The sequence below is a fragment of the Pseudomonas hydrolytica genome (assembly GCF_021495345.1).
GTDB lineage: Bacteria > Pseudomonadota > Gammaproteobacteria > Pseudomonadales > Pseudomonadaceae > Aquipseudomonas > Aquipseudomonas hydrolytica.
The window spans coordinates 113,603-134,407 of record NZ_CP099397.1; the positions used below are offsets into that span (position 1 = coordinate 113,603).

Annotated in this window: 22 protein-coding genes; 16 read left to right on the plus strand and 6 right to left on the minus strand. The window is 66.0% G+C overall.

Annotated elements, in window-relative coordinates; translation table 11 throughout:
* The first annotated feature begins 182 nt into the window (after positions 1 to 182).
* Positions 183 to 1,607, plus strand: a complete 1,425-nt coding sequence (gene aspA / locus L1F06_RS00505) for an aspartate ammonia-lyase (protein WP_011920457.1) — start codon at positions 183 to 185, stop codon at positions 1,605 to 1,607.
* A 128-nt stretch (positions 1,608 to 1,735) separates the two neighbouring features.
* Complete coding sequence (locus L1F06_RS00510) at positions 1,736 to 2,989, plus strand: dicarboxylate/amino acid:cation symporter (RefSeq protein WP_011920458.1); 1,254 nt, start codon at positions 1,736 to 1,738, stop codon at positions 2,987 to 2,989.
* Between the two features lie 115 nt (positions 2,990 to 3,104).
* Here L1F06_RS00510 and pdxR read toward each other — a convergent pair whose 3' ends face one another.
* Positions 3,105 to 4,571, minus strand: a complete 1,467-nt coding sequence (pdxR, locus tag L1F06_RS00515; protein ID WP_129483221.1) for a MocR-like pyridoxine biosynthesis transcription factor PdxR — start codon at positions 4,569 to 4,571, stop codon at positions 3,105 to 3,107.
* 97 nt (positions 4,572 to 4,668) lie between these two features.
* Here pdxR and L1F06_RS00520 point away from each other — a divergent pair, with 97 nt between their 5' ends.
* The 3 genes from L1F06_RS00520 to L1F06_RS00530 are packed head-to-tail and all read left to right on the plus strand — an operon-like array spanning position 4,669 to position 6,432.
* Entirely contained in the window at positions 4,669 to 5,301 is a 633-nt protein-coding gene (locus tag L1F06_RS00520) for an FMN-binding negative transcriptional regulator (RefSeq protein WP_129483222.1), read from the plus strand.
* A 19-nt stretch (positions 5,302 to 5,320) separates the two neighbouring features.
* The gene (locus L1F06_RS00525) at positions 5,321 to 5,761 is read left to right on the plus strand and encodes a GNAT family N-acetyltransferase (protein WP_129483223.1); all 441 of its coding nucleotides are present in this window, start codon (positions 5,321 to 5,323) and stop codon (positions 5,759 to 5,761) included.
* Complete coding sequence (locus L1F06_RS00530; RefSeq protein ID WP_129483224.1) at positions 5,761 to 6,432, plus strand: GNAT family N-acetyltransferase; 672 nt, start codon at positions 5,761 to 5,763, stop codon at positions 6,430 to 6,432. Before L1F06_RS00525 ends, L1F06_RS00530 begins: the two co-directional genes overlap by 1 nt.
* A gap of 4 nt (positions 6,433 to 6,436) precedes the next feature.
* Here the strand turns inward: L1F06_RS00530 and L1F06_RS00535 are convergent, their stop codons facing one another.
* Complete coding sequence (locus L1F06_RS00535; RefSeq protein WP_129483225.1) at positions 6,437 to 7,255, minus strand: helix-turn-helix domain-containing protein; 819 nt, start codon at positions 7,253 to 7,255, stop codon at positions 6,437 to 6,439.
* 160 nt (positions 7,256 to 7,415) lie between these two features.
* Between L1F06_RS00535 and L1F06_RS00540 the strand changes: the two genes are divergently transcribed.
* The 3 genes from L1F06_RS00540 to L1F06_RS00550 all read left to right on the plus strand — a co-directional run bounded on the left by L1F06_RS00540 (position 7,416) and on the right by L1F06_RS00550 (position 10,481).
* The gene (locus tag L1F06_RS00540) at positions 7,416 to 8,858 is read left to right on the plus strand and encodes an alanine/glycine:cation symporter family protein (protein WP_096824979.1); all 1,443 of its coding nucleotides are present in this window, start codon (positions 7,416 to 7,418) and stop codon (positions 8,856 to 8,858) included.
* Between the two features lie 161 nt (positions 8,859 to 9,019).
* Positions 9,020 to 10,009, plus strand: coding sequence for an asparaginase (locus L1F06_RS00545; RefSeq protein WP_003242141.1), 990 nt, complete (start codon positions 9,020 to 9,022; stop codon positions 10,007 to 10,009).
* 28 nt (positions 10,010 to 10,037) lie between these two features.
* Positions 10,038 to 10,481: a GNAT family N-acetyltransferase gene (locus L1F06_RS00550; RefSeq protein ID WP_003242143.1), complete on the plus strand. Its 444-nt coding sequence runs from the start codon at positions 10,038 to 10,040 to the stop codon at positions 10,479 to 10,481.
* 7 nt (positions 10,482 to 10,488) lie between these two features.
* Here the strand turns inward: L1F06_RS00550 and L1F06_RS00555 are convergent, their stop codons facing one another.
* Positions 10,489 to 10,884, minus strand: a complete 396-nt coding sequence (locus L1F06_RS00555) for a RidA family protein (RefSeq protein ID WP_096824977.1) — start codon at positions 10,882 to 10,884, stop codon at positions 10,489 to 10,491.
* A 68-nt stretch (positions 10,885 to 10,952) separates the two neighbouring features.
* Positions 10,953 to 11,861, minus strand: coding sequence for a glutaminase B (gene glsB / locus L1F06_RS00560; protein ID WP_003242147.1), 909 nt, complete (start codon positions 11,859 to 11,861; stop codon positions 10,953 to 10,955).
* A 142-nt stretch (positions 11,862 to 12,003) separates the two neighbouring features.
* Here glsB and L1F06_RS00565 point away from each other — a divergent pair, with 142 nt between their 5' ends.
* Entirely contained in the window at positions 12,004 to 12,933 is a 930-nt protein-coding gene (locus tag L1F06_RS00565) for an AEC family transporter (protein ID WP_003242149.1), read from the plus strand.
* Here L1F06_RS00565 and L1F06_RS00570 read toward each other — a convergent pair.
* Positions 12,923 to 13,564, minus strand: a complete 642-nt coding sequence (locus L1F06_RS00570) for a hypothetical protein (RefSeq protein ID WP_129483226.1) — start codon at positions 13,562 to 13,564, stop codon at positions 12,923 to 12,925. The two genes, L1F06_RS00565 and L1F06_RS00570, sit on opposite strands and share 11 nt — an antisense overlap.
* 408 nt (positions 13,565 to 13,972) lie before the next feature.
* On the opposite strand from L1F06_RS00570, the gene coxB reads away from it, so the two are divergent.
* From coxB to L1F06_RS00590, 4 genes are read left to right on the plus strand one after another with little or no spacing between them, the layout of a single operon-like run.
* Positions 13,973 to 15,097 (plus strand): cytochrome c oxidase subunit II, encoded by a 1,125-nt coding sequence (gene coxB / locus L1F06_RS00575; protein ID WP_003242153.1) that lies wholly within the window; start codon positions 13,973 to 13,975, stop codon positions 15,095 to 15,097.
* A gap of 4 nt (positions 15,098 to 15,101) precedes the next feature.
* The gene (ctaD, locus tag L1F06_RS00580) at positions 15,102 to 16,685 is read left to right on the plus strand and encodes a cytochrome c oxidase subunit I (RefSeq protein ID WP_003242155.1); all 1,584 of its coding nucleotides are present in this window, start codon (positions 15,102 to 15,104) and stop codon (positions 16,683 to 16,685) included.
* A gap of 10 nt (positions 16,686 to 16,695) precedes the next feature.
* Positions 16,696 to 17,244, plus strand: coding sequence for a cytochrome c oxidase assembly protein (locus L1F06_RS00585; RefSeq protein WP_011920469.1), 549 nt, complete (start codon positions 16,696 to 16,698; stop codon positions 17,242 to 17,244).
* Between the two features lie 11 nt (positions 17,245 to 17,255).
* A complete protein-coding gene (locus L1F06_RS00590) occupies positions 17,256 to 18,152 on the plus strand; it encodes a cytochrome c oxidase subunit 3 (RefSeq protein WP_003242159.1) in 897 nt (298 codons plus the stop codon).
* Positions 18,153 to 18,160: 8 nt separating this feature from the next.
* Here the strand turns inward: L1F06_RS00590 and L1F06_RS00595 are convergent, their stop codons facing one another.
* Positions 18,161 to 18,364: a twin transmembrane helix small protein gene (locus tag L1F06_RS00595; protein ID WP_129483227.1), complete on the minus strand. Its 204-nt coding sequence runs from the start codon at positions 18,362 to 18,364 to the stop codon at positions 18,161 to 18,163.
* Positions 18,365 to 18,435: 71 nt separating this feature from the next.
* Between L1F06_RS00595 and L1F06_RS00600 the strand changes: the two genes are divergently transcribed.
* Genes L1F06_RS00600 through L1F06_RS00610 form a run of 3 tightly spaced genes read left to right on the plus strand, consistent with a single transcriptional unit; the run spans position 18,436 to position 20,797 of the window.
* Positions 18,436 to 19,167 (plus strand): SURF1 family protein, encoded by a 732-nt coding sequence (locus L1F06_RS00600; RefSeq protein WP_129483228.1) that lies wholly within the window; start codon positions 18,436 to 18,438, stop codon positions 19,165 to 19,167.
* Positions 19,142 to 19,723, plus strand: coding sequence for a PA_0111/PP_0108 family redox-active disulfide protein (locus tag L1F06_RS00605; RefSeq protein ID WP_129483229.1), 582 nt, complete (start codon positions 19,142 to 19,144; stop codon positions 19,721 to 19,723). Before L1F06_RS00600 ends, L1F06_RS00605 begins: the two co-directional genes overlap by 26 nt.
* Before the next feature lie 36 nt (positions 19,724 to 19,759).
* Positions 19,760 to 20,797 carry a COX15/CtaA family protein gene (locus L1F06_RS00610; protein WP_003242167.1) on the plus strand — a complete coding sequence of 346 codons (1,038 nt, stop codon included), beginning with the start codon at positions 19,760 to 19,762 and terminating at the stop codon, positions 20,795 to 20,797.
* Positions 20,798 to 20,805: the final 8 nt, after the last annotated feature.

Sequence of the window (20,805 nt, forward strand, 5' to 3'; positions counted from 1 at the left end):
GGCATTTGCCTTCGGTGGTACGTGGCTAACCCACCCTACGTTTGCTGCTGCTTCGCGGTCACATCGACATTATGCCGATTGTGCATAGGGCAGCAAGCAACGGCATTGGAGGCGAAACGGCACAAGCCCATATTCTATGGGCATCGCGGCACTCGCCGTATTTCCCAAGAGTCATCTCTATCATGTCCTCTGCTGCATCTGTTCGCGTCGAAAAAGACCTGCTCGGCACCCTCGAAGTCCCCGCCGATGCCTACTACGGCATCCAGACCCTGCGCGCCGTGCAGAACTTCCGCCTGTCCGGCGTGCCGCTGTCGCATTACCCGAAACTGGTGATCGGCCTGGCCATGGTCAAGCAGGCCTCGGCCGACGCCAACCGCGAGCTGGGCCACCTGTCCGCGGCAAAGCACACGGCGATCAGCACCGCCTGCGCACGCATCATCCAGGGCGAGTTCCACGAGCAGTTCGTGGTCGACATGATCCAGGGCGGCGCCGGTACCTCGACCAACATGAATGCCAACGAGGTGATCGCCAACATCGCCCTCGAGGCCATGGGGCATGAGAAGGGCCAGTACCAGCACCTGCACCCGAACAACGACGTGAACATGGCGCAGTCGACCAACGACGCCTACCCGACCGCCATCCGTCTCGGCCTGCTGCTCGGCCACGACAGCCTGCTCAGCGCGCTGGACAAGCTGATCCAGTCCTTCGCCGCCAAGGGCCTGGAGTTCGGCCACGTGCTGAAGATGGGCCGCACCCAGCTGCAGGACGCCGTGCCGATGACCCTCGGCCAGGAATTCCGCGCCTTCGCCACCACCCTGGGCGAAGACCTGCAGCACCTGAAACTGCTGGCGCCGACCCTGCTCACTGAAGTCAACCTGGGCGGTACCGCCATCGGCACCGGTATCAACGCCGACCCGAAATACCAGGCCCTGGCGGTCAAGCGCCTGGCCATCATCAGCGGCCACCCGCTGACCCCGGCTGCCGACTTGATCGAAGCCACCAGCGACATGGGCGCCTTCGTGCTGTTCTCCGGCATGCTCAAGCGCACCGCGGTCAAGCTGTCGAAGATCTGCAACGACCTGCGCCTGCTCTCCAGCGGCCCGCGTACCGGCATCAACGAGATCAACCTGCCGGCGCGTCAGCCGGGCAGCTCGATCATGCCGGGCAAGGTCAACCCGGTGATCCCCGAGGCGGTCAACCAGGTGGCCTTCGAAGTGATCGGTAACGACCTGGCGCTGACCATGGCGGCCGAGGGCGGCCAGCTGCAGCTGAACGTGATGGAGCCGCTGATCGCCTACAAGATCTTCGACTCGATCCGCCTGCTGACCCGCGCCATGGACATGCTGCGCGAGCTGTGCATCGACGGCATCACCGCCAACGAGACGCGCTGCCGCGAACTGATGGAGAACTCCATCGGTCTGATCACCGCGCTCAACCCCTACATCGGCTACGAGAACGCCACCCGCATCGCCAAGGTCGCCCTGGAAAGCGGGCGCGGCGTACTGGAGCTGGTGCGCGAGGAGCAGCTGCTGGACGAGGCCACCCTGGCCGACATCCTGCGCCCCGAGAACATGATCGCCCCGCGCCTGGTTCCGCTGCAGGGCTGATTCATCGAATGACGCACGCCGCCCCTTGGGCGGCGTGTTCATTTCCGCCCTCGAGCCTGTTCATGGGGCGGCACCGCTGAAGGCCGCGCAGACGGCCCCACAAAAACGACAATCCGGGTGTACAACATATGAGTCAGAGCAATACCGCTTCCCTTTCCCTGCTTGCGCGCGTGCCGCTGTGGCAGCAGATCCTCGTCGGCCTGGTGCTCGGCGTGGTGGTCGGCATGCTGTCCAAGAGCCTCGCCCTGGCGCTGGCGCCGGTCGGCGCGCTGTTCCTCAACGCGATCAAGATGCTGATCGTGCCGCTGGTGTTCGTCTCCCTGGTGGCGGGCATCACAGCCATGAGCGACAGCGCCAAGCTCGGCCGCATCAGCGTCAAGACCATCGCCATCTACCTGATCACCACCGCCTTCGCGGTGAGCATCGGCCTGGCCTTCGGCACCCTGTTCAGCCCCGGTGAGGGCATGAACATGGTCGCCAGCGGCAGCGAAGAGGCCAAGCAGGCGCCCTCGCTGGTGCAGATCCTGGTGGGGCTGGTGCCGACCAACCCGGTGACGGCCTTCGCCGAAGGCAACATCCTGCAGATCATCGTCTTCGCCATCGCCCTGGGCGTGAGCATGAACCTGATCGGCGAGAAGGCCGCGCCGGTGGCCAAGCTGTTCGACAGCCTGGCCGAGGTGTTCTACAAGCTCACCGACCTGGTGATGCGCTTCGCCCCCATCGGCGTGTTCGCGCTTATTGCCGGCGTGGTCGCTTCCCACGGCATCGAGGTATTGCTGCCGCTGGCCGGGGTGATCGGGGTGATCTACCTGGCCAGCATCGCCCACATGCTGCTGATCTACGGCGGCCTGATCGGCGGCCTGGCGCGCCTCAGCCCGCTGCGTTTCTTCCGCGGCATCGCCCCGGCGCTGGCGGTGGCCTTCAGTACCTCGAGCAGCTCCGGCACCCTGCCGGTGTCCATCGAGTGTGCGCGCAAGAACCTCGGCGTGTCGCAGGGCGTGGCTGGCTTCGTGTTACCGGTGGGCGCCACCATCAACATGGACGGCACCGCCATCTACCAGGGCGTGCTGGCGCTGTTCATCGCCCAGGCCTTCGGCATCGACCTGAATGCCGGCCAGTACCTGATGATCATCCTCACCGCCACCCTGGCTTCGGTCGGCACCGCCGGCGTACCCGGCGCCGGCCTGATCATGCTCGGCCTGGTGCTGACCTCGGTCGGCCTGCCGCTGGAAGGCGTGGCGCTGATCGCCGGTATCGACCGCATCCTCGACATGGCGCGCACCACGGTGAACGTCGCCGGTGACCTGATGACCACCACCCTGGTGGGCAGCAGCGAGAAGGAGCTGGATCGCGAGATCTACAACAGCGACAACGCTGCCTGAGCAACCGCTTTCATAGGAGGCCTTCACCAGCCTCAACCTTCAGGGATGGCCTCGGCCATCCCTTTTTTTTGTGGCCGCCGTAGGGTGCGCCGCGCGCACCGCCGGTTGGCCTGCGTTACAGCCCCCACGCCTGGCGTAGCGTCTGCACCGCCTCGACGATCTGCGCCTCGGGCACTGCCGCAAAACCCAGCACCAGCCCGGCGCGGGCGTCCTCGGCTGTTTCGCTGCCGGGTAGCCAGTAACCGCTCAAGGGGTTCATCTCGATGCCGGCTGCGCGTGCGGAGCCGATCAGCTCACGCTCACGGGCCAGGCTCTCGACCCTGATGCTCAGGTGCAGGCCGGCCTCAACCGCCGGCAACGGTGAGCATCCGGGAATCGCCTGCGGCCAGGCCTCGATCAGCGCGTCGCGGCGGCTGCGCGCAGCCTGACGCATGCGCCGCACATGGCGCTGGAAGTGCCCGGCGGCGATGAACTCGGCCATCACCGCCTGGGTGCCGACCTCCGAGTGGCGTATCTCCAGCGCCTGGCGCCTCGCGAAGCTCTCGGCCAGCGCCGGCGGCAGCACCAGATACCCCAGGCGCAGCGCCGGGAAGGCGAGCTTGCCGAAGGTGCCGATGTAGATCACCCGCTGCTGCTCGTCCAGCGCTGCCAGTGGCGCGAGTGGTGTACCGCTGTAGCGGTACTCGCCGTCGTAATCGTCCTCGATGATCCAGCCGTTGACGCGCTTGGCCCACTCCAGCAAGGCCAGGCGCCTGGGTAGCGACAGGGTGACGCCGGTGGGGTACTGATGCGCGGGCGTGACATAGGCCAGCCGGCACTCGTTCACGCGCTGCAGGGCGTCGACGTCCAGGCCTTCGCCGTCTACCGCCACGCCGCACAGCTGCGCGCCGGCCACCGCGAAGGCATGGCCCGCCGCGCGGTAGCCGGGGTTTTCGATGGCCACGCGCTCGCCCGGTTGAATCAGCAACTGCGCGCAGAGGCTGATGGCCTGCTGCGAGCCACAGGTGATCAGTACCTGCTGCGCCTCGCAGGTCAGGCCGCGGCTGTTGCGCAGGTAGGCGGCGATCAATTCGCGCAGCTGCAGGTCGCCAGCGGGGTCGCCATAGCCCAGCCGTGCCAGCGAGGGTTTGCGCCAGAAGCGCGCCTGCAGACGTGACCAGGTCGCGAAGGGGAACAGGTCGAAAGCCGGCACGCCGATACGAAAGGCGCGCGGTGCGCCCGCGGCGGGCATCGCCAGGTGATGGCTCTGCAACAACTGCAGTGCCGGGCTGGCCGCTGCCGGGGCGACGGCTGCCACCGGGGCAGGCCGGTGGCGCATCAGCTCGGCGACGTAGGTGCCATCGCCGACCCGCCCGTTCACGTAGCCCTCGGCATACAGCTGGTCCAGCGCGCGGGTCACGGTATTGCGCGAGATACCAAGCAGCGCGGCCAGCTCACGGCTGGCCGGCAGGCGCGTGCCTCCGGCCAGGCGACCGTCGAGGATGCGCTCTCGCAAGGTCTGGTAGAGCTGGCGCGCCAGCCCCTGGCCGGGCTGCAGATGAATGCCGGAAAGGTCGAAGGGCAAGGCGGGCGAGCGTTTCATGATGGATAAATTGGCTCTATCGAAGTCGTCGGCAATGGATCTTACGTCAGGCCAATATCCTGCCTAGCATGGCTCCATCACGCCAGGAGATGCCGCCATGTATTGCCCCGCCGCCTTTCGCCAGGACGATCTGCCCACCCTGCACGCGCAGATCCACGCCAGCGGCCTGGCCATCGTGACCAGCAGCGGTGCGCAGGGCCTGCAGGCCAGCCATCTGCCGTTGCTGCTCGAGCCTGGCGAAGGCGAGTTCGGCACCCTGTACGGCCACTTCGCCCGCGCCAATGGGCACTGGCGCGACCTGGCCGCTGGCGCCGAGGCGCTGGTGGTGTTCAGCGGAGCGGACGCCTACGTGCATCCCGGCTGGTATCCGGCCAAGGCCGAGCACGGCAAGGTGGTGCCGACCTGGAATTACATCGCCGTGCATGCCTGGGGCCAGGCCGAGGTGTTCGACGAACCCGAGCGCCTGCTCGAGCTGGTCAGCCGTCTCAGCGAGCGCCACGAACAAGGGCGCCCGCAGCCCTGGGCGGTCAGCGATGCGCCGCGCGACTACATCGACAGCATGCTGCGCGCCATCGTCGGCTTCGCCCTGCCGATTCGCCGACTCGAAGGCAAATGGAAGCTCAGCCAGAACCGTTCGAGCAACGACCAGGCCGGCGTGCGTACCGGCCTGGCAACGTCCAACAACCCGCGCGACCACGAACTGGCGGCACGGATGAATCCCACCGACTGATCACCAAAGGAAGGCCCTCATGCTCGATATCCGCCCCATCACCGCTGCCGATCACGCCGCCTGGCTGCCGCTCTGGCAGGCTTACCAGCGTTTCTACCAGGCCGAAATTCCAGCCGAGACCAGCGCCCTCACCTGGCAGCGCTTTCTCGACCCGGCCGAGCCGATGCACGCCGCCCTGGCCTGGCAGGACGGCGAGGCGGTCGGCCTGGTGCACTTCATCTACCACCGCAGTTGCTGGACGAGTGGTGACTACTGCTACCTGCAGGATCTGTTCGTCGCCGAGCACATTCGCGGCGGCGGCGTAGGCCGCGCACTGATCGAGCATGTCTACGCCGAGGCGCGCGCTGCTGGTGCCAGCCGCGTGCATTGGCTGACCCAGGAAAGCAACTACCAGGGGCGTATGCTCTACGACCGTATCGGTGACCGCTCCGGTTTCATCCAGTACAGGAAGCTCTTCTGATGACGCGTGATCTTGCTCATTGGCAACCCCGTCCAACCCCGGACCAGCGCGTGCTGCAGGGCCGTTTCGTGCGTCTCGAAGCACTCGATGTCACGCGGCATGGTGATGATCTGTGGCGCGCGCTGCAGGGGCCGGACCCGGCGCTTTGGGATTATCTGCCCTACGGCCCCTTCACCGAGCGAGGCGTCTTCGATACCTGGCTGGCCGGCAATGCGCAGAGCCATGACCCGCTGTTCTATGCGGTGGTCGACCTGGCCAGCGGCCGCGCCCTGGGGCTGTTCAGCTACCTGCGTATCACCGCGCAGGACGGCAGCATCGAAATCGGCCACGTCGCCTTCGGCGCGCCGATGCAGCGCACCCCGGACGCGACCGAGGCGGTCTATCTGCTGGCGCGCCACGCCTTCGACGATCTCGGCTATCGCCGCCTGGAATGGAAGTGCGACGCGGCCAATGCCCGCTCGCTGCGCGCCGCCGAGCGCTTCGGCTTCACCCGGGAAGGGCTGTTCCGTCAGCACATGGTGCGCAAGGGCCGCAACCGTGACACGGCCTGGTTCTCCATCATCGACGGGGAATGGCCGGCATGCCGCGAGGCCTTCGCGCGCTGGCTAGCTGAGGAAAACTTCGATGAGGCGGGGCGGCAGAAGCAGCGCCTGGAGGCGCTGCGGGGGTAACGCCCTACTCCATCTCGAACAATCCGTCACGCAGCTGCGCGCCGCCCAGGCGCTGGCGGATGTCGTCGTCGATACGCGCATCGTCCGGCGCGTAGAGCATCAGCTGGCGGTAGGCGTTGACCCGGTTGATCTCGTTGCCCAGGTACTGCCAGACCACGCGGGTGCAGGCCGGCGTGCGCCGGTCGCCGCTGGAAACGCCGGTCTTGATGCCGTTGAGTCGTGTGATGCGGCTCTTGAAGCTGGGGATGAGGATGGTCTGGCTGATCTCGTTGCCGGTCAGCGACTCGTAGTCCACCAGAAACAGGCGGTCCTGCAGGAAGAAGGCCGCGCCCAGATAGCGGCAGCGCACCCAGTCCTCGGCGCCGCCGCGGGTGTGTTCCTGGCGCTCCTGGCGTTCCTGACGCTCGAACAGGTAGTTGCCGCGCTCCTCGCGCAGGTGCACCAGCGACAGCAGGACGTGGCCCGGAACCGACATGCAGTTGGAGTACTCGAAGTAGTAGCCGCAGTAGCGCCCCATGGGGCTGGCCTGCTGGCGCAGCGGGTCGAACAGCTCCAGCAGCGGATCGCTGCCGCCTTGCACCTGCGTATCGCCGCTGCGGGCGCCGATCAGGCGGGCGAACTGCTCGGCCGGCATGCTCAGTTCGAAGGGTTCGACGCCGAAGAAGTCGCAGATGCGTTTGAGGTTGTGCGCGGTGGGTCGGCTCTGCCCGGCCAGGTAGCGATTGAACTGCGCGCGGTTGATCGAGAGCTTGCGGCAGACCTCGGCAATCGAGCGGTAATGGCTGCACAGCAGTTTGAGGTTGCTGCCGAGGGAATCGGACATATGGACGTTCTGAATGATGCGGGTGTCGCGATTCTAGCATCAACTCGCGTCAGATCGCCGCGACCTGCGAAATTGTCCGGTCCGGCCACATCGCCAACCATTCGCCAGCCGCCCGGCGGGGCCGCATTCCCATTCAGAAAAACAAGAGAGAAAGCCTCCCATGCTCGATCTTCTCAATGACCTTATCTGGAGCAAGCTGCTGATCGTGATGCTGATCGGTCTCGGTCTGTACTTCAGCATCGCCTCGCGCTTCGTGCAGTTCCGCTATTTCGGCAACATGTTCCGCATCTTCCGCGAAGCCTTCCAGCGTCAGCCCGGTCAGCTCAGCTCGTTCCAGGCCCTGATGCTGTCGGTGGCCGGCCGCGTCGGTGCCGGCAACATCGCCGGCGTATCGGTGGCCATCATGCTCGGTGGCCCGGGCGCGATCTTCTGGATGTGGGTGGTGGCGCTGGTTGGCATGGCCACCAGCTACTTCGAGTGCTCCCTGGCGCAGCTGTACAAGCGCCGCGAAGCCGACGGCGGCTACCGCGGCGGCCCGGCGTTCTACATTCAGCATGGCCTCGGTCAGCGCTGGTTGGGCATCCTCGTGTCGATCCTGCTGCTGGTGACCTTCGGCTTCGGCTTCAACGCCGTGCAGTCCTTCACCGTGGCCAGCTCGCTGCACGACACCTTCGGCGTCCCGACCCTGGCCAGCGGCATTGCCCTGACCGTGGTGATCGGTTTGATCATCTTCGGCGGCATCAAGCGCATCGCCCAGTTCGCCGACGTGCTGGTACCGGTCATGGCCTTCTCCTACATCGGCATGGCCGTGCTGGTGATCGGCATGAACATCAGCGAAGTGCCGGCCACCTTCGCCCTGATCGTCAAGAGCGCCTTCGGCCTCGAGCCGGCCTTCGCCGGCGGCATCGGTGCGGCCATCATCATGGGGGTCAAGCGCGGCCTGTTCTCCAACGAGGCCGGCCTGGGCAGCGCGCCCAACGTGGCCGCCGTCGCCGAGGTCAAGCACCCGGTCGCGCAGGGCATCGTGCAGTCGCTCAGCGTGTTCATCGACACCCTGATCCTGTGCAGCTGCACCGCGCTGATCATCCTGCTGTCCGGCGTCTATCAGCCGGGCATGGAGCAGGCCGGTGTGGTCCTGACCCAGAGCGCCGTGGCCGCCGTGGTCGGTGAGTGGGGCCGGGTGTTCATCAGCCTGGCGCTGCTGCTGTTCGTCTTCACCACCCTGATCTACAACTACTACCTCGGCGAGAACGCCCTGGGCTTCTTCAGCCAGAAGCGCGGCCCGGTGATGATCTACCGCGTGCTGGTGGTCGGTCTGGTGCTGTGGGGTTCGGTGCAGGATCTGGGCACCGTGTTCGCCTTCGCCGACGTGACCATGGGCCTGCTGGCCATCGCCAACCTCATCGCCCTGGCGCTGCTGTTCAAGGTGGGCCTGCGCCTGATGCGCGACTACGATAGCCAGATCAAGGCTGGCGTGGACTCGCCGGTGTTCGACGCCAAGCAGTTCGCCGATCTGGACCTCGACCCCAGCGTCTGGGGCGCCCAGGCGAGCAAGCCGGTGGCGGATCAGGCCGAGATCGGCGACCGCGTGCACCAGCGTTGAGTTGACCTGATACGGAAGGAGGGGGCCCAGGCCCCCTTTTTCTTGGCTATGTTCCTGTTGAAGCCTGCTCCGCCCTTGGCGTAGCTACGCCCCGCGCAGGCGGGCCGTCAGGCAAGGCGCGACATAGCCTTTTTCTTGCCCGTGATTTGCGAGGAGAGCCCATGGCGACCCCAGAAAACCTGCTGGTGCTGTACACCGGCGGGACCATTGGCATGCAGATGAGCGCGGACGGCCTGGCTCCGGCTTCCGGCTTCGAGGCGCGCATGCGTGCCCAGCAGGCCAGCGAGAATACCGGCGAGCTGCCGAACTGGCAGTTCCGCGAGCTGCTGCCGCTGATCGACAGCGCCAACATGAACCCCGGCCACTGGCTGGCCCTGCGCGACCAGATCGTCGCCGCGGTCGAGCAGGAGGGGCACGACGCCGTACTGGTGCTGCATGGCACCGATACCCTGGCCTACAGCGCTGCGGCGCTGAGCTTCCTGCTGCTCGGTCTGGACGTGCCGGTGCTGCTCACCGGCGCCATGCAGCCGGCCGGCGTGGCGGGCGGCGATGCCTGGCCCAATCTGTTCGGCGCGTTGCGTGCATTGCACCGCGGCGTGCAGCCGGGCGTGCACCTGTACTTCAATGGCCAGCTGCTGCATGGCGCGCGCTGCTCCAAGCTGCGCAGCGATGCCTTCGACGCCTTCCAGGTGCTGCCGCGCCTGCGCCAGGCCGAGCGCGCCGCCATCGATGCGCGCATCGACTATCGCCAGCCGCGGCAGGCGGCGAACCTGGCGGTGCTGCCGCTGCATCCGGCGCTGCAGGCGTCGCACCTGCGCGCCCTGCTGGAAAGCGGCATACAGGGTCTGCTGCTGGAATGCTACGGCAGCGGCACCGGCCCGGCCGGCGATGCCGAGCTGATGGCCGTCCTGCACGAGGCGCACGCGCGCGGCGTGGTGCTGGCGGCGATCAGCCAGTGCCCGCAGGGGCACGTGCAGTTCGGCGTGTACGCCGCCGGCAGCCGACTGGCCGAGGCCGGCCTGGTGTCCTGCGGCGGTATGACCCGCGAGGCGGCGCTGGGCAAGCTGTTCGCCCTGCTCGGCGCCGGGTTGACGCAGGCCGAGGTCGAACACTGGCTGGCGCGCGATCTCTGTGGTGAGATGAGCGACTGAACCCTCACGTCCAGCCAGGAGGCAAGCCATGAGTCTCGAGATCCGTCCCGTCAGTGCCGCCGATCACGAGGCCTGGCTGCCGCTGTGGCAGGGCTACCAGCGCTTCTACATGACCGACATCCCGGCCGAGGCCAGCGCCGTGACCTGGCAGCGCTTTCTCGACCCGGCCGAGCCCATGGGCGCTGCCCTGGCCTGGCAGGATGGCGAGGCGGTCGGCCTGGTCCACTGGGTCATCCATCGCTCGACCTGGACGGTCGGCGACTACTGCTACCTGCAGGACCTGTTCGTCGCCAAGGGCCAGCGCAGCAGTGGCGTCGGCCGCCAGCTGATCCAGCACGTCTATGACCAGGCGCGTGAAGCCGGCTGCTCGCGGGTGCACTGGCTGACTCATGAGAGCAACAGCCAGGCCATGCTGCTCTACGAGCGCATTGGCGAGCGCTCGGGCTTCGTGCAGTACCGCAAGCTGCTCTAGCTGCCTGTCACGGCCGCCTGGCGATGAAGTCGATCTCCACCAGCGCATGCCGCGCCAGGCCCGTGGTGCCGATGCAGGTGCGCGCCGGGCGTTTGTCTTCGGGGAAGTAGCTGGCGTACACCGCATTGAAGCGCGCGTAGTCGCCATAGAAATCGGTGAGGAAGGCGCGCGCCGAGACCACGTTCTCCAGCCCCAGGCCGAGCCCCTCGAGCACCACCAGCAGGTTGTCGAAGGTCTTGTGCGTCTGCGCCTCGATGCCCTCGGGCAGGGGCGCCGCTTCATTGCCCGGATCGATGGGCAGCTGACCGGTGATGAACACCCAGCCATCGGCTTCGCAGGCGTGAGAAAACGGTGCGACCGGTGCGGGCGCAGCGGCGAACATATGGTATGCGGGCATCGACATGGGCACTCCTGGTCTTTGGCACGGTGGCCGCACGACGGTGCGGCCTGCTGCGACCTTAGCCTATCGAATCAGAACACCGACCAGCCGATGCGTTCGCTGAGCAGTTCCAGTGCCTTGATCCCGGCCAGGGAATTACCGGCTGCATTGAGTTCCGGCGACCACACGCACACGCTGAACTGCCCCGGCACCACCGCGACGATGCCGCCACCGACGCCGCTCTTGCCGGGCAGGCCGACGCGGTAGGCGAAGTTGCCCGCTTCGTCGTACAGCCCGCTGGTGGCCATGATGGCGTTGATCTGCTTGCTCTGTCGCGGCGAGAGAATCTGCTCGCCGCTGTGCTGGCAGAAACCCTGGTTGGCCAGAAAGCCGAAGGCACGCGCCAGGTCCACGCAGCTCATGCGCAGCGCGCAGCAGCTGAAGTAGCTGCGCAGCACCGCCTCCACCTCGTTGTGGAAATTGCCGAACGACTGCATCAGGTAGGCCGCCGCGGCGTTGCGCGCACGGTGCTGGTATTCCGATTCGGCGACGTGGTTGTCCACCGTCACCTCTGGGTTGCCCGACAGGCGCCTTACGAAGTCGCGCATCGACAGCGCCGGTGCGGCATAGCGCGACTGGTTGATGTCGCAGATGACCAGGGCGCCGGCGTTGATGAACGGGTTGCGCGGTTTGCCACGCTCGAATTCCAGCTGCACCAGCGAATTGAACGGCTGCCCGGACGGCTCGTGCCCGAGGCGCTGCCAGATGGCCTCGCCACTGTGGCCGATGGCCTGCACCAGGCTGAACACCTTGGAAATGCTCTGGATCGAAAACGGCGTGCGCGCATCGCCGGCCACGTGCAACTGGCCATCGTTGCCGTACACGGCGATGCCCAGCTGATCGGGCACCACGCCGGCTAGCGCGGGAATGTAGTCGGCCACCTTGCCCTGGCCGATCAGCGGGCGGACCTCGTCGAGGATTTCAGTCAACAGCGCTTGCATGTTCGGGCTCGCGACGGCGCCGGGCAGCTTCCCGGCAGGTCAGTGCTAGACGCGCTTCGCCCGGCCCGGATCACAGGCAGACGCTTGCCCTGAGCGGCGCGGCCGCCTAGTCTCGGCCCTCCCCCGTTGCTGGCGTAGCCCGATGTCCACCGTTCTCAACGTCCTGTTGCCGATCTTCGGTCTGATTCTGGTCGGCTATATCTGTCGCCGCAGCAATCGCCTGGGACCGACCGCTGCCTCGGAGATGAACCGCTTCGTGGTCTGGCTCGGCCTGCCCGCCCTGCTCTTCAGCCTGACGGCCAAGGCCGACTGGGCGCACATCTGGCAGCCCGGTTTCCTGCTGGCGTTCACCGGCGGCACCCTGGCGGTGTTTCTGCTCACCCTGGCCTACCGCTGGAAAACCACCGGCAGCCTGGTCGACGCCAGCATCGACGGACTCAGCGCCGGCTACGCCAACACCGGTTACATCGGCATTCCGCTGTGCGTGCTGGTGCTCGGCGAAGACGGCATGGCGCCTGCCCTGATCGCCTCGCTCATCGTCGTCTGCCTGCTGTTCGCACTGGCGGTGGTGTGCATCGAGGTAGGGCTGCAGAGCCAGAAGGGCCTGGGCGGAGCGATTGCCCAGGTCAGCCTGGCGCTGCTGAAGAACCCGCTGGTGGTGGCGCCGGTGCTCGGCGCGCTCTGGTCGTTCGGCGGCCTGTCACTCGCGCCGGCGCTGGACGAGTTCCTGCGCCTGCTCGGCGCGGCGACCGTGCCCTGCGCGCTGGTGTCGCTGGGCCTGTTCCTGGCGCAGCGGCAGAGCGGCCCGGCCAAGGGCGCCTGGCCGCTGGTGGCGCTCAAGCTGGTGCTGCAGCCACTGGTGACCTGGTTCATCGCCTTCGTGCTGCTCGACCTGCCGCCGTTCTGGGCTCACGCCGCCTTGCTGCTCAGTGCGCTGCCCACCGGCACCGGCCCCTTCATGCTGGCCGAGTATTACCAGCGCCAGGCCGCGCTGGTGTCGCGGGCCATTCTGTTCTCGACCCTCGGCTCGCTGCTGACCCTGTCGCTGATCCTGCTGCTGATCACGCCTTGAGCTGCAGCTCCAGGCCCAACTGCTGCGACAGGCAGGGCCAGCGCCGCCAGGCCGAAACGGTATCCGGCGCGGCCAGGCGTTCGCGGTAGGCCTGCACGGAAGGCTGATCGAAGCTGGCATCGTCGAGCATGCCGGCCAGCGCGTGATGCACCGCTTCGTCGAGCTGGTTGGCGAAGGGTTCGCCAATCAACTGGTGGGCGATCAGATTGGCGCGAGTGGTATCCAGCGGAATCAGCGGCTGGCCCAGGTGGGTGATGTAGCGGTCGTTGACCTCCTCCACCAGGCGGTGCGCCAGGTAGGCCTCGTCGAGCAGCCCTTCGAGCCCCTCATGGCCATCGATCAGCGGCGGCGGCTGGAGGAAGAAATGCTCGGCAATCTTCAGCACGGGCTTGACCGCATCCTCGATGCCGGCCTCCCGCGCGACCTCCACCGCGGCGTCGAGTACCTCGGGCACCTGCTCGATATAGGCGCTGACGAACGCGCTCAGGGCGCCCGGCGCGTCCTCCTCGGGCAGGCGAATGGACGGGTGCAGGCGTTCGAGCTGGGCCTGCAGAAACCGGGCAAGGGCCTGGCTGCTGATTTCGTGTTGTTGCGCCTGGGCGATGGACTGGCGGACGGCGGCGGTGTTCATGACTGCTCCCACAATTCAGGACATGGACGTGAACCTTAGCCGGCTCCTACGGTCGGCTAAGACGCGATTGTCATAACTTTTTCATACTTATGCGAGCTCGCTATATGGCCCTGTCGTGATTGCGCTCCAGGCCGCGTCAGCCGCGGCGTTTAGGACAAGGCTTGCGAGCCTTCGGCCATTTTCGCGTGCACGTTGCGAGGTGAAACTCGCCGTCTATACTCGAGTTCGAAAGGCAGTACCTGATGGAACCGGACGGGCCAAGGCACGGAGAGGTTTCGACAGCAGTCGCCAGCAGTTGAGCGTGATCGCGTGGGCAGTAAGCCGGGCGCGATCGTGCCGTACGGCAGTCGATCCCTTAGCCGCAGGCTCAGCCGGCGGGATAACAAGAACAATCAAGGGGAACCCGCAATGATGCGACATCCACGAGTCTGGATGGGCCTCCTGCTGTGGCTGGCATTAGGCTCGGCGCATGCCCAGTGGACGGTGAACATGGCACCCGGTGTTACCGAGGTCAGCCGCTCCGTCTTCGATCTGCACATGACCATCTTCTGGATCTGCGTCGTGATCGGCGTGATCGTCTTCGGCGCCATGTTCTGGTCGATGATCATGCACCGCCGCTCCACCGGGCAGGAGCCCGCGCACTTCCACGAAAGCACCACGGTGGAAATTCTCTGGACCGTCGTGCCATTGGCCATTCTGGTGCTGATGGCGATCCCGGCGACCAAGACGCTGATCGAGATCTACGACACCTCCGAGTCCGAGCTGGATATCCAGGTCACCGGCTACCAGTGGAAATGGCACTACAAGTACCTGGGCCAGGACGTGGAGTTCTTCAGCAACATGTCCACGCCGCGTAGCCAGATCAACAACCGCGAAGCCAAGGGCGAGCACTACCTGCTGGAGGTGGACGAGCCGCTGGTGGTGCCGGTCGGCACCAAGGTGCGCTTTTTGATCACCGCCGCCGACGTGATCCACTCCTGGTGGGTGCCGGCGCTGGCAGTGAAGAAGGACGCCATCCCCGGCTTCATCAACGAGTCCTGGACGCGCATCGAGGAGCCCGGCATCTACCGTGGCCAGTGCACCGAGCTGTGCGGCAAGGACCACGGCTTCATGCCGGTGGTGGTCGAAGCCAAGTCCAAGGAGGACTTCGCCGTCTGGCTGGCCGAACGCAAGGAGGCCGCCGCCGCCGAGCGTGAGCTGACCAGCAAGGAATGGACCATGGAAGAGCTGATGGCGCGTGGCGAGAAGGCCTACCTCACCGCCTGCGCCGCCTGCCACCAGCCCGGTGGCGAGGGACTGCCGCCGATGTTCCCGGCACTCAAGGGTTCGGCCATCGCCATGGGCCCGGCCGAGGGCCATATCGACATCGTCTACAACGGCAAGCCGGGCACCTCCATGGCCGCCTTCGGCAAGCAGCTGTCGCCGGTCGACCTGGCCGCCATCATCACCTACGAGCGCAACGCCTGGGGCAACAAGGTCGGTGACATGGTCACGCCCAAGGACATTCTCGACTTCTCGAAGGCTCAGGAGTAAGGACATGAGTGCAGTGATCGACCACGGTCATACTGACCACCACCATGGCCCGGCCAAGGGCCTGATGCGCTGGGTGCTGACCACCAACCACAAGGACATCGGCACGATGTACCTGTGGTTCAGCTTCTGCATGTTCCTGCTGGGCGGCTCGATGGCCATGGTCATCCGTGCCGAGCTGTTCCAGCCGGGTCTGCAGATCGTGCAGCCAGAGTTCTTCAACCAGATGACCACCATGCACGGCCTGATCATGGTCTTCGGCGCGGTGATGCCGGCTTTCGTCGGCCTGGCCAACTGGATGATCCCGCTGATGATCGGCGCGCCGGACATGGCCCTGCCGCGGATGAACAACTTCAGCTTCTGGCTGCTGCCGGCGGCCTTCGGCCTGCTGGTCTCGACGCTGTTCATGGAAGGTGGCGGGCCGAACTTCGGTTGGACCTTCTACGCGCCGCTGTCGACCACCTACGGGCCGGAGAGCACCACCTTCTTCATCTTCGCCGTGCACCTGATGGGCATCAGTTCGATCATGGGGGCGATCAACGTGGTCGCCACCATCCTCAACCTGCGCGCCCCCGGCATGACCCTGATGAAGATGCCGCTGTTCGTCTGGACCTGGCTGATCACCGCCTTCCTGCTGATCGCGGTGATGCCGGTACTGGCTGGCTGCGTGACCATGATGCTGATGGACATCCACTTCGGCACCAGCTTCTTCAATGCCGCTGGCGGTGGTGATCCGGTCCTGTTCCAGCACGTGTTCTGGTTCTTCGGCCACCCCGAGGTGTACATCATGATCCTGCCCGCCTTCGGCGCGGTCAGCTCAATCATCCCTGCCTTCGCGCGCAAGCCGCTGTTCGGCTACACCTCGATGGTCTACGCCACCGCGGCGATCGCCTTCCTGTCGTTCATCGTCTGGGCGCACCACATGTTCACCGTCGGCATCCCGCTGACCGGCGAGCTGTTCTTCATGTACGCCACCATGCTGATCGCCGTGCCCACCGGGGTGAAGGTATTCAACTGGGCCAGCACCATGTGGCAGGGCTCGATGACCTTCGAGGCGCCGATGCTGTTCTCGGTGGCCTTCGTCATCCTGTTCACCATCGGCGGCTTCTCCGGGCTGATGCTGGCCATCGCTCCGGCGGACTTCCAGTACCACGACACCTACTTCGTGGTGGCGCACTTCCACTACGTGCTGGTGCCTGGGGCGATCTTCGGCATCTTCGCCTCGGCCTACTACTGGCTGCCGAAGTGGACCGGCCACATGTACGACGAAACCCTGGCCAAGCTGCACTTCTGGATGAGCTTCATCGGCATGAACCTGGCGTTCTTCCCCATGCACTTCGTCGGCCTGGCCGGCATGCCGCGTCGCATTCCCGACTACAACATGATGTTCGCCAACTTCAACATGGTGTCGAGCATCGGTGCCTTCCTGTTCGGAGCGACCCAGCTGCTGTTCCTGTTCATCGTCATCAAGTGCATCCGTGGCGGCAAACCGGCCCCGGCCAAGCCCTGGGATGGTGCCGACGGGCTGGAGTGGACGGTGCCTTCGCCGGCGCCCTATCACACCTTCAGCACCCCACCGGAAGTGAAGTAGGAGGTCTGTCGTGAGCGAGGTCATCGCCACTCGTCGTCTGGTCACCCGCCTGCTGGTCGTGGTGGTGGTGATGTTCTGCTTCGGCATCTTCGTCCTGCCGCCGTTCTACGACGCCATGTGCCGGGTGTTCGGCATCAACGGCAAGACGGCCGGGGCCTACCAGGGCGAGCAGTTGGTGGATGAGCAGCGCCAGGTGCGCGTGCAGTTTCTCGCCACCAACGCCGCCGGCATGGTCTGGGAGTTCGGCCCGCAGGCCGACGAACTCCTGGTCCATCCCGGCGAGTCGCGCGACATGCTGTTCGTCGCCTACAACCCCAGCGACCAACCCATGACCGCGCAGGCCATTCCCAGCGTATCGCCCTCCAAGGCGGCGGCCTTCTTCCACAAGACCGAGTGCTTCTGCTTCACCCAGCAGGTGCTGCAACCGGGCGAGCGCATCGAGATGCCGGTGCGTTTCATCGTCGACAGAGACCTGCCCAAGGACGTGAAGCACCTGACCTTGGGCTACACCCTGTTCGATATCACCGTGCGCAAACCGCCAGTGGCACAGGCTCCATAAGGAGAACAACAATGTCGAGTCACGAAAGTCACGAGAACTATTACGTACCGGCGCAGAGCAAGTGGCCTATCGTCGCCACCATCGGTCTGCTGGTCAGCTTCTACGGTGTCGGCACCTGGTTCAACGATCTGTCGGCGGGCCGCGAAGGCTCCAACGGCCCGCTGATCTTCTTCGTCGGTGGGCTGATCCTGGCCTGGATGCTGTTCGGCTGGTTCGGCAACGTGATCAAGGAAAGCCGTGCCGGGCTGTACAGCGCACAGATGGACCGCTCGTTCCGCTGGGGCATGAGCTGGTTCATCTTTTCCGAGGTGATGTTCTTCGCCGCCTTCTTCGGTGCGCTGTTCTATATCCGCATGTGGTCCGGGCCCTGGCTCGGCGGTGAAGGTTCCAAGGGCATCGCCAACATGCTCTGGGAGGGCTTCGAATACAGCTGGCCGCTGCTGCAGAACCCCGACTCCAAGTTGTTCCCGCCGCCCAGCGCGGTGATCGACCCCTGGCATCTGCCGCTGGTCAACACCATCCTGCTGGTGTCCTCCAGCTTCACCATCACCTTCGCTCACCATGCGCTGAAGAAGAACCATCGTGGCCCGCTCAAGGCCTGGCTGGCGGCAACCATCGTGCTCGCCCTGGCGTTCCTGTTCTTCCAGGTCGAGGAGTACATCGAGGCCTACACCGAGCTGGGGCTGACCCTGGGCTCAGGCATCTATGGCGCGACCTTCTTCATGCTCACCGGCTTCCACGGGGCGCACGTGACGCTGGGGACCATCATTCTGATCGTGATGCTGGTGCGCATCATGCGCGGGCATTTCAGTGCCGATCAGCACTTTGGCTTCGAGGCGGCCGCCTGGTACTGGCACTTCGTCGATGTGGTCTGGCTGGGGCTGTTCGTCTTCGTCTACGTGCTGTAGCGGGGGCCTTACCAGGTGACATGAGAGACCAGTTGCCCTGAGTAGAAGCCCCAGGCGACCAGGGCAACGGTGATGGCGGTCAGGCCGACACGGACAGTCAGCGCGCCGACCACGCGGTAACCATGGCCTTCGTCCTTGACCAGGAAGAACAGGCCGCTGAACAGGCTGGCGATGGTGGCCAGCAGCATGAGGATGATCGCGGCCTTGAGCATGCGAGACTCCGGGGGATTTGAGTGATGCAGTGCAGTATAGCCAGCAACCCCGATCGTAACGGCAGGGTGCGATGAACGCCTTCCGTCCCGGTTGGCTGCCCAGCCTGCTGGTTGCCCTGCTGCTGCCCGGCCTGCTGTGGCTGGGCGTCTGGCAACTGCAGCGCGGCGAGGAGAAGCGCGCGCTACTGGCAAGCTTCGAGGCGCGGCGCCAGGCCGAGCCGATCAGTCTCGAACAGCTCGAGCCCATGCGTGATCCCGCCTACCGCCGCGTCCAGCTGCGTGGACACTTCGATAGCGAGCACAGCCTGCTGCTGGACAGCCGCATCCGCGACGGCCATGCCGGCGTCGAGTTGCTGCAACCCTTCTACGACCAGCCCAGCGGCCTCTGGGTATTGCTCAACCGCGGCTGGCTGCCCTGGCCCGACCGGCGCACCACGCCGCGCTTCGACACTCCCGATGGCGTGCTGCAGCTCACGGCCTGGGTCTACGTGGCGCCCTCCGGCGGTCTGAACCTGCGTTCCGGTGCGGCGACCGAAGGCTGGCCGCGGCTGATCACCCAGGTCGAGGCCGAAAATCTGTGGCAGCAACTGGGCCGCGGTGGCCTGCCGTTCGAAGCGCGGCTGGAGGACGGTCCGGCCAGCTATCGGGTCGACTGGCCGGTGGTGGCCATGAGCCCGAGCAAACACCTGGGTTATGCGGTGCAGTGGTTCGCCCTGGCGGCCGCGCTGCTTGGCCTGTTCATCTATCTCGGAATCCACAATGCACGGGAGAGTCGTCATGAACCCAGCCATCGCCATGCCTGAGGCAACTCCGCGCAAGACGCGCGGCCGCCTGCAGTTGCTGCTCCTGCTGGCCGTCGCCATCGGCCCGATGCTGCTGGCCAGCGCCATGTACCAATGGCGTTTCTGGGTGCCGGAGGCGCGCAGCTACCACGGGGTGCTGATCGGCGACGGGCGAACCTTGAGCGATCTCGGCGTGCAGGGCGAGGTGCAGCCGCTCTGGCAGATTCTGGTCACGGCGCCGGGCGCATGCGAGGCCGACTGCCGCGAGCTGGTCTATCTGGCGCGGCAGATCCAGATCGGCCTCAACCGCGAAACGGCGCGGGCGAGCCACGGACTGGCGCTGGCCGAGCCATTGCCGGCCGAATACGACGCCACCCTCAAGCGCGAATACCCGCGTCTGGGGCGTTACCAACTGGACCCGCAGGCTTACGAGCGCGCCGTGCAGGCGCTCCCCGGGGCGCAGCTATGGCTGATCGACCCGCATGGCAACCTGGTGCTGCGTTATCCCGCCGGCAGCAGGGGCAAGGCGATCCTCGACGACCTGCGTTACCTGCTGAAGATTTCCAAGATCGGTTGAACGGCTGTGCAGGCGATCGCCTGCTAAGGATTCCACATGCATAAACCCGGATACCGCCTCGCCCTGTTCGCGACCCTGCTGGCCGCCGTGGTGGTGCTGCTCGGCGCCTACACCCGGCTGACCCATGCCGGCCTGGGTTGCCCCGACTGGCCCGGCTGCTATGGCTTTCTCGGCGTGCCGATGAGCGAGCACAAGCAGGCCATCGCCGAGGCGCGTTTCCCGGAGGCGCCGGTGGAGGTCGCCAAGGGCTGGTACGAGATGATCCATCGCTACTTCGCCGGTGCCCTCGGGCTGGTGATCCTGGGCATGGCGGTGCAGGCCGTGCGCCGCCGTGGCGATGCGACGCAGCCGCTCAAACTGCCGCTGGCGATCCTGGCACTGGTGATCGTGCAGGCCGCCTTCGGCATGTGGACGGTGACCCTCAAGCTCTGGCCGCAGATCGTCACCGCCCATCTGCTGGGCGGCTTCGCCACCCTCAGCCTGCTGGCGCTGCTCACCCTGCGCCTGTCCGGGCGCCTCGCGCCGCTGCAACTGCCCATGCGCCTGCGGGCGCTGGCCGCCGCCTGCCTGCTGCTGGTGATCGGGCAGATCGCCCTCGGCGGCTGGGTCAGCTCCAACTACGCTGCGGTGGCCTGCGTCGATCTGCCCACCTGCCACGGCGAATGGTGGCCGGCGATGGATTTCGGCAAGGGCTTTCACCTGACCCAGCACATCGGCCCCAACTACCTGGGCGGGCAGCTCGACAGCGACGCGCGCACCGCGATCCACATGAGCCACCGTATCGGCGCCTTGCTGGTGACCTTGGCGCTGCTGCTGCTGGCCTGGCGTCTGCACGCGGCCAAGCTGTCGCGCCTGGCCGGTCTGCTGCTGCTGGCGCTGGCCGTGCAGGTGGGCCTGGGCATCAGCAACGTGATCTTCCATCTGCCGCTGCTGGTGGCCGTCGCGCACAACGCCGGCGGCGCGGCGCTGTTGCTGACGCTGGTGCTGGTCAATTACCGCCTGCGCGCCCCGGCGCCAGTGAAAGTACAGCGAACCTTGGGCAGCGCTCGGCGTCTGCAAGAACAGGGCGCATAACGCATAAG

Excerpts from the sequence above, each read along its gene's own strand:
- aspA (WP_011920457.1), top strand. The coding sequence starts at position 183 with ATGTCCTCTGCTGCATCTGTTCGCGTCGAAAAAGACCTGCTCGGCACC.
- L1F06_RS00510 (WP_011920458.1), top strand. The coding sequence starts at position 1,736 with ATGAGTCAGAGCAATACCGCTTCCCTTTCCCTGCTTGCGCGCGTGCCG.
- pdxR (WP_129483221.1), bottom strand. The coding sequence starts at position 4,571 with ATGAAACGCTCGCCCGCCTTGCCCTTCGACCTTTCCGGCATTCATCTG.
- L1F06_RS00520 (WP_129483222.1), top strand. The coding sequence starts at position 4,669 with ATGTATTGCCCCGCCGCCTTTCGCCAGGACGATCTGCCCACCCTGCAC.
- L1F06_RS00525 (WP_129483223.1), top strand. The coding sequence starts at position 5,321 with ATGCTCGATATCCGCCCCATCACCGCTGCCGATCACGCCGCCTGGCTG.
- L1F06_RS00530 (WP_129483224.1), top strand. The coding sequence starts at position 5,761 with ATGACGCGTGATCTTGCTCATTGGCAACCCCGTCCAACCCCGGACCAG.
- L1F06_RS00535 (WP_129483225.1), bottom strand. The coding sequence starts at position 7,255 with ATGTCCGATTCCCTCGGCAGCAACCTCAAACTGCTGTGCAGCCATTAC.
- L1F06_RS00540 (WP_096824979.1), top strand. The coding sequence starts at position 7,416 with ATGCTCGATCTTCTCAATGACCTTATCTGGAGCAAGCTGCTGATCGTG.
- L1F06_RS00545 (WP_003242141.1), top strand. The coding sequence starts at position 9,020 with ATGGCGACCCCAGAAAACCTGCTGGTGCTGTACACCGGCGGGACCATT.
- L1F06_RS00550 (WP_003242143.1), top strand. The coding sequence starts at position 10,038 with ATGAGTCTCGAGATCCGTCCCGTCAGTGCCGCCGATCACGAGGCCTGG.
- L1F06_RS00555 (WP_096824977.1), bottom strand. The coding sequence starts at position 10,884 with ATGTCGATGCCCGCATACCATATGTTCGCCGCTGCGCCCGCACCGGTC.
- glsB (WP_003242147.1), bottom strand. The coding sequence starts at position 11,861 with ATGCAAGCGCTGTTGACTGAAATCCTCGACGAGGTCCGCCCGCTGATC.
- L1F06_RS00565 (WP_003242149.1), top strand. The coding sequence starts at position 12,004 with ATGTCCACCGTTCTCAACGTCCTGTTGCCGATCTTCGGTCTGATTCTG.
- L1F06_RS00570 (WP_129483226.1), bottom strand. The coding sequence starts at position 13,564 with ATGAACACCGCCGCCGTCCGCCAGTCCATCGCCCAGGCGCAACAACAC.
- coxB (WP_003242153.1), top strand. The coding sequence starts at position 13,973 with ATGATGCGACATCCACGAGTCTGGATGGGCCTCCTGCTGTGGCTGGCA.
- ctaD (WP_003242155.1), top strand. The coding sequence starts at position 15,102 with ATGAGTGCAGTGATCGACCACGGTCATACTGACCACCACCATGGCCCG.
- L1F06_RS00590 (WP_003242159.1), top strand. The coding sequence starts at position 17,256 with ATGTCGAGTCACGAAAGTCACGAGAACTATTACGTACCGGCGCAGAGC.
- L1F06_RS00595 (WP_129483227.1), bottom strand. The coding sequence starts at position 18,364 with ATGCTCAAGGCCGCGATCATCCTCATGCTGCTGGCCACCATCGCCAGC.
- L1F06_RS00600 (WP_129483228.1), top strand. The coding sequence starts at position 18,436 with ATGAACGCCTTCCGTCCCGGTTGGCTGCCCAGCCTGCTGGTTGCCCTG.
- L1F06_RS00605 (WP_129483229.1), top strand. The coding sequence starts at position 19,142 with ATGAACCCAGCCATCGCCATGCCTGAGGCAACTCCGCGCAAGACGCGC.
- L1F06_RS00610 (WP_003242167.1), top strand. The coding sequence starts at position 19,760 with ATGCATAAACCCGGATACCGCCTCGCCCTGTTCGCGACCCTGCTGGCC.